The sequence below is a fragment of the Methanobrevibacter sp. UBA188 genome, assembly GCF_905234905.1.
GTDB lineage: Archaea > Methanobacteriota > Methanobacteria > Methanobacteriales > Methanobacteriaceae > Methanocatella.
In genome coordinates, this window is sequence record NZ_CAJOJM010000001.1 from 70612 (window position 1) to 76611 (window position 6000).

Consider the following 6000-nt stretch of genomic DNA (forward strand, 5'->3'; position numbering starts at 1 on the left):
GATTTGTTGTCCATATAATTCCGGATAATTTGAAATTTGACTTGCTGGTCAGATTAAATAATGTATTTGACAAATTTGAGATTATGTTCATGCCCAATTCGTATAATGTGTTAAAATTGAAATTTGTGTTGTGTGATTGAATGTATAGTGATGAAGAGAAAAGGCAATTGATGGATGATTTAGTTGAAATGGAAACATTCAAGGCTGATGTAGGTGATGAAGGCAAAATATTACAGGAAGATTTAAAGAAATTCTTTTCTGAAGGCATTGGGGATAAAGAAGATTTAATTTTTAGATTGGAATTATATTTCTATGCATTTAAGCTATTTTGCAGAAAAAAAGTAAGCATAAAAAACAATCAATTCATGATATGTTTGAATGATTCTCTTCTGGAGTGGGATTTAATTAAATTGGTCATGCAGGACTTTACAGATTTTGAATTGGTAATAGAATCTGTAAAAGAAAATAGTGATGTGCTGATAAATTTGAATTTTACTTATCATTTCTAAATTTTAAAAATTTTGCGGGCATTGTTGGTTGTTATTTCATCAACTGTGCTTAAATCCATATTTTTTATTTCAGCTATTTTTTTAGCAGCATTGACTACATTAACTGGTTCATTTCTTTCTTCTTTTGTCATGGCTAAATAAGGGCTATCTGTTTCAGTTAAAACATAATCCAAATCTATTTTTTCAATTAAATCCTGATGGTGCTTTGAGTAGCATAGCATTGTGGAAAAACTCATAAAACAATTGTCCTTGTTCATGATTCTTTTTGCAGTCTTTAAACTACCTCCATAGCAATGGAAAACGAAATAAGGTATGTCATCATAGTCTTCAATGATGTTTACGGCTTTTTTTTCACAGTCTCTTACATGCATTACAATTGGAACTTTATGGTCGTTGGCAAGATTTAAAAAACTGGTGAAAATCTCTTGCTGTCTTTCTCTTAGGGCTTTATCTGTAACGTAGTAGTAATCCATTCCCACTTCGCCAACAGCTACGATATCTGAAAGATTATCAATCAAATGATTTTGTGCATCTTTTAATTCTTCATCTGTTGAATTCTGTGAACTCACTGGATGAAATCCGAAAGTAGGATAAATAAATCCTTCATATTCTTTTGAAAGCTCTAAAACATTTTGATTACTTTGTCTGTTAAACCCGGATGCAATAACAAAGTCTAATTTATCTTTTGCTCGTTTTATAACATCTTCACGGTCATTATCATAATCTTCAAAATCAATGTGGCAGTGGGTGTCAATCATTTTTTAAACTCCAAATCTTCTATCTCTTGCTTGATATGATCGAATAGCTCTAATAAAATCGACTTTTCTTAATTCTGGCCATAATGTTTCACAGAAATATAATTCGGAATAGGAGGATTGCCATAATAGGAATCCACTTAAACGTTCTTCTCCACTGGTTCTGATAATTAAGTTAGGATCATCCAGCCCTTCAGTGTAAAGGTTTTTACTTACTAAATCTTCATCAACATCATCTATGGAAATTTTTCCATCTTGAACATCTTTAATAATCTTTTTAAAGGAATCTATGATTTCTAAACGTCCATCGTAACCAATAGCTATGTTAAACAATCTTTTTGTATAATGTTTTGTTGATTCTTCAGCTTCATTTATTGCTTCTTTTACGTTGTCCGGAAGTAATTCTGTCCTTCCCACTACCTTAACTCTTACTTCGTTTTTGTGGATTTTTTCATGTGTTACCAGCCTTTTGAAGTTAACAACAAACAGTTTCATTAGTCCTTCAACTTCGTGTTGTGGTCTGTTGAAATTTTCAGTTGAAAAAGCATATGCAGTAATGATTTCAATTCCAAGTTCTATACTCCAATCCAGAACTTTTTCAAGAGTGTCTACTCCAATTTCATGCCCTTTAACAACATCAATATTTCCTTGAAGTTTTGAAAATCTTCTATTCCCATCCATTATTAAAGCAATATGTTTTGGCATTTTTTCAGGATTCAAACCACGTGAGATATACCATTCATATATCTTATATAGAAAATTTTCTCCCATTTAAATCACTTATAATATCTTTTTTTTTGTAGTGTAGACTTAATCTTCAATTAATTCTTCAGCTAAAACTAAACTCCTTAGATAACCTTCAATACTTTGGTCTCTACTTGTGTCAATATAAACTCTATCCATTCCAAATGTTACTGCACCATAACTTGGCCATGAATTAAGGAGCACCATAGTTCTAAAAATTATGTTTCCAACTCTTCCATTTGGGGCAATAATTATGTTGCGTTTGTCTTGTACTGCTTTTTCAATAAGTATATGGTAATTTTTCACATCTTCATCGGTGTTTTCTGATAGGAGTTTGGTTAATTTTCTGCTGTCTTTTATGGAGTTTGAAACTGAACTGTCTCTTCCAAAATCATCTTCTCTTCCTTCAGCGAGAATTGCAATTTTAGGAGTTTTTTCAACTTGTTTGAGAAAATCAATACAGTTCAATGCAATTCTAAATTTGTCTTCAACAGTATTTCCTTCATCAATTCCAACAGGGGTCAATAGGAATTCCTGTTCTCCATTATTGACATATGTTGCTCTGGAAAGATGTGGATAACGTTCTTTTAATTTAGCAATTATATTGGATGCAGATAATGATCCTCGAATCACTGCATCTATATTCCTATCAAACGCCGCTTTTATTAAGTCCTCATCACTATATACTAATCTTAATTCTGTTTTTGGGTGTTTCTCTTTGAAAATATGGCATGCCTGTATAATATTTTCATTTTCTCCAACACCAATAGCTATTCGTTTCATTAGTTTATGTATTTGTATTTCATTATATAATTAAGTTTTTGTAATTTTTTCAATACCTAATTTGTACATATTAATGTTTTAATTGATACTTTAGATATACATAATGTCTTTTATAGATGTTGACCAAATTATAGAATATGAACGAAGATGATATTTTTAAATTGGTTGGTTATGTGATTGCATCAGAATACAGAACAAATATTATTAAATGTATAGGAAATGGCATTAAAATCCCTTCTGTTATTGCAGAAGAAGTGGGTCTAAGGACAAATCATGTTTCAAATGTTTTAAAAGAGTTGAAAAAAGAAAATATAGTAGTTTGTTTAAATGAAGATGCAAGAAAAGGTCGTTTGTATAAAAATACAGAAATTGGTATAGAAATATTAAAATATATTTAAAAAAAGAAAAGAAAAAAATTAGCTATTGAACTCTTCGATTGCAGAGTCAACTAATTTAATTACAGATTCTCCTAAATCTGGATAAGTATCATCAATTTCAACAGGAACATTATCGCAATAAACAACCTCCAAGCCATGACTAATTGCGTCTTTGCTTGCAACATCAACTGCTGCAGCTTTAAGTTCAGTAAGCATGACATCTGCTTTGTCAATATATTTTTTCATATCCTGACGTAATAATGGTCTATTGGATAGATGGGCTGTTGTTCCGATAACTTCACAATCATAATTTTCTTCTAAATAATCAACCAGCTTGTCCTTAACGGATTCTGGAGCTGTTGTTGCAAATAAAACTTTTTTGCCAGCCAGATTACCTAAAGGTTTAGGTCTGAATACTGTAGAAATTACGGTTGCATCGGGATTAACTTCTGCTACGAATTCTTCTATCTTTTTAATTTTATCGGCATCGGCCATAGGCTCTTCACACATTGTTAGTATGACTAAATCTCCAAGACCAACTCTGTATGGTCCAAAATATGTGGTTAAATTTTCAATAGGTTGATTTGCTCCAATAAGTGTTATTTTTTTGTCAGTTTTGATTGGAGGTATTGCAGCACCGCTGCCTTCAAAAATTGCAAATTTGGAATCAACTTTGTTGGCTAATTTGGCACCCTGTTTCATATTGGTTAGGAAAACTTCTCCAGCCATTCCACCGCCGCAACGTCTGCAACCGATTGTTAAAATTCTGCTCATTAAAGCATCTTCCCAATGATCACTGGCTGCATGAACTCCCTTTTCAGATTGTTCAAGTAAATATTCTGCGGTTATCTCTAATTCTTCTCCATGTACAATTTCCGGCTCTTCAGGTCCACCTCTTCCCATTGCTATTACGCATGGTTCATATCCATTTTTATCAATTAGTCTTGACACGAATCCTGAAACTGCAGTTTTACCAATACGTTTGCCGGTTCCAAGAATTGTAATTGATGGCTTTTCCATTATTTCATATTGGGATGTTGGTTCAAATCTAAAATCAGGACCTTCATAAATTACGCCTTCATTTAAAACTTTACATGCTATTCTAAATCTTTTCGGATAGTCAAGTATTGGTTCATCACTCAAATCCATCACTGTGTCGACGTCGAATTCCCTAATCATTTCCACAATGAGGTCATATGGAATATCTTTATCTTTTGCAAACTGGACTGGAACTCCTAGCTTTTCAGAGTATGATTCTTCAGAATCATCCCTTAATTTTTCAGTTCCACCTATAAAAACAGCAGCCACTATGTCAATGTGTTCTAGTTTGTTTAATGTATCTATTGCTTCTTTAGTAACTGGTAAGTAATGTTCTCCATCAACTAAACAAAGCATTTTGTTAATACCTTTCATATATACAGATATGGAAGTTATTATTATTTAAAAATATTTAAAAAAAGTAAAAAAAGTAAAGATTTAAGCCACATTAAGTTCTTTTTCAGAACGTGAAACTAAATCTGCTAAGGAATTGCGAACATTTTCTGGAATGGAATTTCCTTCTTTATCAGCAATAACCTGTGAGATAATTTTACAAAGGACAAAAATTGCATGTTTGTGTTCTGCTTTTGTCTTGTGAATATGGTGCGGACTTATTTTTAGAGTAATGTATTCGCTGCAATCGTTAGTTATTTGATCATCTTCTGCTAAGTATTTCAAAACATATACTAAAAATTGATGTAATTGTATCATTTCATCTTTATACATAACTATCTAACCTATAAAAATTAACTATTCTGTTAGTTAATGATAAATTATATGAAATTATAATTTATTACTCACTTTTTTCTAATAAGGATATATTTATTTTAATCCTATTTAAATATTGCATCACATTTATGCTACAATTTTTGTAGCATCAATTTTTTTATAAAGTGAATTTGATATTATTTGAGATTTACATTGAATTCATTTGTTTCAATGATTTTTGGCAGTCTTCCGATGCTTCCGATATTGTTTTCGCATATCAATAAGATTCCTTCAAAATACTCTCTGTAGTTTTCTGCAGTTTCCAATGCATTAGATACTTTTTCTTCGGAGTTTTTACCGTTAACTTCATTGGCTATTCTTGTTGCAAGTCCATCAGCCACTGAAGGTGATTTGGATATTACTGTAACACTGTCTGATTTTCCAAAACTTATTGAATGTCCAATTTTGCCTGATGATGTGCAGATTCCCAGAGGTTTTTTTCTTGCCTTTAGTTTAAAAGCAATATCATTTCCGAGAATTTCATTATTCGAATATATTCCGCATAAGACGGTGCTGTCATTTATAAGTGCAATGTCTCCGCCATTTTCAACAATGGAATATTTTGAATCGTTTTCAATCAGATAATTAAGTGACAGTTCAGATATTGTCCCGGCGACACATGCCATCGGACCAACATCACAAATATCTGATGAAAAATACATCTTTTGGATGATTGCAGGTAAATTATCTTCATTTACTTTAATTGGCTCTAGTGATAGCTGGAATAATTTATTTTTTCGGATATATGTTTTCAAATCAAATCGAATATCGTAAATGTATTTCTTAAGGCGCTGATTATTCAGGTCAGTCGTTAATCTGATATGTGTTTCTTCAATATTGATTTGTTCAAAATACATATTTCTTATTATTAATTAAGTTTTTATTAAATTTTTTTGTATTCTGCTCAGTAATATATTATAACAGCCTTTTATCTTTAAAATGCAAGAATACCACAACTTCTGCAAGTTGTGGATGAATTGCACTATTGGGTGTACTGTCTTTTTTAATTAATTTTATTGTGTTTTA

At 31.4% G+C, this 6000-nt stretch carries 8 protein-coding genes; 2 read left to right on the forward strand and 6 right to left on the reverse strand.

Going from position 1 to position 6000, the window contains the following annotated elements; all coding sequences use genetic code 11:
* Positions 1 to 140 precede the first annotated feature (140 nt).
* Positions 141 to 509 (forward strand): hypothetical protein, encoded by a 369-nt coding sequence (locus QZ143_RS00375; RefSeq protein WP_292880162.1) that lies wholly within the window; start codon positions 141 to 143, stop codon positions 507 to 509.
* Here QZ143_RS00375 and QZ143_RS00380 read toward each other — a convergent pair.
* The 3 genes from QZ143_RS00380 to mtxX are packed head-to-tail and all read right to left on the reverse strand — an operon-like array spanning position 506 to position 2791.
* Positions 506 to 1267, reverse strand: a complete 762-nt coding sequence (locus QZ143_RS00380) for a TatD family hydrolase (protein ID WP_292880164.1) — start codon at positions 1265 to 1267, stop codon at positions 506 to 508. The two genes, QZ143_RS00375 and QZ143_RS00380, sit on opposite strands and share 4 nt — an antisense overlap.
* Before the next feature lie 3 nt (positions 1268 to 1270).
* Entirely contained in the window at positions 1271 to 2035 is a 765-nt protein-coding gene (gene uppS, locus QZ143_RS00385; RefSeq protein ID WP_292880167.1) for a polyprenyl diphosphate synthase, read from the reverse strand.
* A gap of 39 nt (positions 2036 to 2074) precedes the next feature.
* Positions 2075 to 2791, reverse strand: a complete 717-nt coding sequence (mtxX, locus tag QZ143_RS00390) for a methanogenesis marker protein Mmp4/MtxX (RefSeq protein WP_292607176.1) — start codon at positions 2789 to 2791, stop codon at positions 2075 to 2077.
* Positions 2792 to 2928: 137 nt separating this feature from the next.
* Here mtxX and QZ143_RS00395 point away from each other — a divergent pair, with 137 nt between their 5' ends.
* Positions 2929 to 3189, forward strand: coding sequence for a transcriptional regulator (locus tag QZ143_RS00395; RefSeq protein WP_292880170.1), 261 nt, complete (start codon positions 2929 to 2931; stop codon positions 3187 to 3189).
* 18 nt (positions 3190 to 3207) lie between these two features.
* On the opposite strand, the gene QZ143_RS00400 is transcribed toward QZ143_RS00395, so the two are convergent.
* The 3 genes from QZ143_RS00400 to QZ143_RS00410 all read right to left on the reverse strand — a co-directional run bounded on the left by QZ143_RS00400 (position 3208) and on the right by QZ143_RS00410 (position 5831).
* Positions 3208 to 4581, reverse strand: a complete 1374-nt coding sequence (locus tag QZ143_RS00400) for a 2,3-diphosphoglycerate synthetase (RefSeq protein WP_292880173.1) — start codon at positions 4579 to 4581, stop codon at positions 3208 to 3210.
* A gap of 63 nt (positions 4582 to 4644) precedes the next feature.
* Positions 4645 to 4932, reverse strand: coding sequence for a UPF0058 family protein (locus tag QZ143_RS00405; RefSeq protein WP_292880176.1), 288 nt, complete (start codon positions 4930 to 4932; stop codon positions 4645 to 4647).
* Positions 4933 to 5111: 179 nt separating this feature from the next.
* Complete coding sequence (locus QZ143_RS00410; RefSeq protein WP_292880179.1) at positions 5112 to 5831, reverse strand: UPF0280 family protein; 720 nt, start codon at positions 5829 to 5831, stop codon at positions 5112 to 5114.
* Positions 5832 to 6000 lie beyond the last annotated feature (169 nt).